The 2651-nt window shown below is 35.5% G+C and carries 3 protein-coding genes; all 3 read left to right on the top strand.

Annotated features, from left to right (window positions below):
• On the top strand, nucleotides 1-745 hold a 745-nt coding region (locus OCV67_RS07130), incomplete at its 5' end, for a ParA family protein (protein WP_147643399.1).
• 1 nt (nucleotide 746) lies between these two features.
• On the top strand, nucleotides 747-1673 hold the full coding sequence (locus OCV67_RS07125; RefSeq protein WP_147643299.1) for a ParB N-terminal domain-containing protein: 927 nt from the start codon (nucleotides 747-749) through the stop codon (nucleotides 1671-1673).
• A gap of 398 nt (nucleotides 1674-2071) precedes the next feature.
• The gene (locus OCV67_RS07120) at nucleotides 2072-2506 is read left to right on the top strand and encodes a hypothetical protein (RefSeq protein WP_147643298.1); all 435 of its coding nucleotides are present in this window, start codon (nucleotides 2072-2074) and stop codon (nucleotides 2504-2506) included.
• The last annotated feature ends 145 nt before the right edge of the window (nucleotides 2507-2651 follow it).

Raw genomic sequence — 2651 nt, 5'->3', positions numbered from 1 at the left:
AGGAGGGGTAGGAAAAACTACCACAACGCTGAATCTGGGTACAGCGCTTGCGTTAAAGGGGTTTAAGGTTTTGCTTATAGATCTCGATCCTCAAGCAAATCTTTCAAGCTATCTTGGATTTGAGGGTGACGGTGATCCTACGATCAGTCACATGATGCTGAGTATTGCAAAGGGAATGAAAGTCAGTAAAGAAGATTTTGAAAGCTGTGTAAGAGTATCAGAAGCAAACAGAATCAGTTATATTCCCTCAGATATCAACCTTGCAAATGCTGAAAGTTACCTGATGAATGCACTGTCCAGAGAAACAGTTATGAAGCGTATCCTTACAAATGAAAATCTGACCGACTATGATTATGTACTTATAGACTGTCTGCCATCATTGGGAATTTTGTTAGTCAATGCCTTGACTGCATCGGATAATGTTATTATTCCGGTTCAGACACAAAAGTTTGCATATGAAGGACTGGGAAGTCTTATCAACATTTGTGAACAGGTTAAAGAAACAATCAATAAAAGTCTTGAAGTTTCCGGAATAATTGCTACAATGGCAGAAAATACAAAAATGAGCAGAAATACCCTTGCAATGCTTGACACAAACTATAAAGACCTTTTGTATAAAACTGCAATACATAAATCTGTAGAAGCCGCAAACAGTTCGGAAAGAAATAGAAGCTTATGCCTTAACAAAAGCAAGCTTGGAGAAGAATACAAGGCGCTTGCAGAAGAAATTATGACGAGGTGTTAAGATGCTTGCAACATTTGATATCGGCACAATGATGTCACAGGAAAATCAGATAAAAAATATTCCGATAAGCAGTCTTATACCGTATCATGACCATAAATTTCAATTGTACTCCGGAGAACGACTGGAGGATATGATTGAAAGCGTTAAGAAAAACGGTATACTGATTCCTATAATAGTACAGCCTTATGGAGAGAATTATGAGATTCTCTCCGGTCATAACCGTACAAATGCAGCAAAACTTGCAGGACTTGAAACAGTTCCGGCAGTGATCAAAGAACGTCTATCAGATGATGAAGCAGAGATGTACATGATAGAAACAAATCTCAGACAGCGTGGATTTGACGATTTGAAAATATCAGAACAGGCGGCAGTACTGGCAATGCGGCACTCAAAAATGTTCAGCGAGGAAAAGAGTCGTGCCATAAATGAGGAATTAGAAAGGCTAGACGGTAATGAGCCATCCAAAAGCAAGCTTGATATAACCGGAGAGGAATACGGTATGAAAAAGGATTCGGTAGCACGACTGCTGAGAGTTGACAAGCTTATACCGGAACTTAAACCGTGGATAGATTCAAAGCAGCTTGCAGTCAGAGCGGCAGTGGAGCTTTCATATATTCCGGAAGAGGGACAAAAGCTTTTATACAGCATTATAAAAAGTCCTGATAACGGAATGCTTATAAAACTTGATATCAGGAAAGCCAAACAGCTAAGAGAAGCGTATAAAAATTGCGAAAAATTATCAAAAAGCAAAATGACGGAATTGCTTATAGGGGACTATAAAGCAAAAAAATCAGAAATGAAGTCTTTAAAGCTGCCTTCTGAATTCTATTTAAAGTATTTTGATGAAGATACTGAACCGGAAAAAGTATTGATGATAATTGAAAAAGCATTAGAAAATTATTTTAATCCTCCGATACTTGAAGAATAAAAAAGAAGTCTGTAAAGACTTCCAAGGTTGACAATATATGACTGTTTATGATATAATCATCATAAGGTGATTGCATAAACGTGAAAACGAAAAGGCGGTTTCTCCCAGTAAGGGAGGTGATAGCTATGGTTACATATGATGGACTGTTTCAGTACACTTTAGTAATTCTAACTGCTATCTCCTTGTTTTATAATATTTATAAAAACAAGAAATAGTTTCTAAATAAAAGAAACACCGCCCTTCCTCCTACAGATTGGTGGTGTTTCTTTACACTAAACATCTTTGGGAGAACCGCTTATCGCAGTCACCTTTTTCATTTATAATTATAACATATTATCATAAAAAGTCAAGAGTAAAAATGAAAATTCGCCAATGGCGAATAAGAAAGGAAAAAGATAATGACAGATTGTTTTTGGCTTGAATTTGATCCTGATAAATTAGCGATCCTGAAACAGGAAGCATACGAACTGGATTTATCCTTAGAGGAATATTTATCAGAAATGCTTGAAGATATGGTGTCTTTTAACCGAGAGAAAACCGAAGATGAAGCTAACATGGATAAGTACAAGACTATAAAATGGAAGGACAGGGAAGTTGAATCGTCTGCAATTGAAAGATTTTCGGAAAGGTGGACACATTATATTAAAGATGAAATAGAAGGGTACGATGTATATCTTGAATATTTAGCTGAAGAAGATCCAGAAGCAACACCGATTGATATAATGGAATTTACATTAAATGAATGCTCAGAATATATTAATGAAGAAATGGAATTTCCTTGTGACCGTCTGATAAAGGAAACAGCAGAGAGTATAATAAAGTACAGAAAATAAATGGTAAAAAATGTATGGTTTATATTGACAAAACAAAACATATATGATATAATATATATAAAGAGATGAAAATATATGGAGGGTTTGTTTATGAAAAAATTAAAAACTTTTATATTAACTGCAATGATAACATTGATGTTCGGAA

Source organism: Porcipelethomonas ammoniilytica (assembly GCF_025567485.1).
Taxonomy (GTDB): domain Bacteria; phylum Bacillota; class Clostridia; order Oscillospirales; family Ruminococcaceae; genus Porcipelethomonas; species Porcipelethomonas ammoniilytica.
The sequence above is the reverse complement of the archived record's forward strand: the minus strand, read 5'-3'. Positions and strand labels throughout refer to the sequence as shown.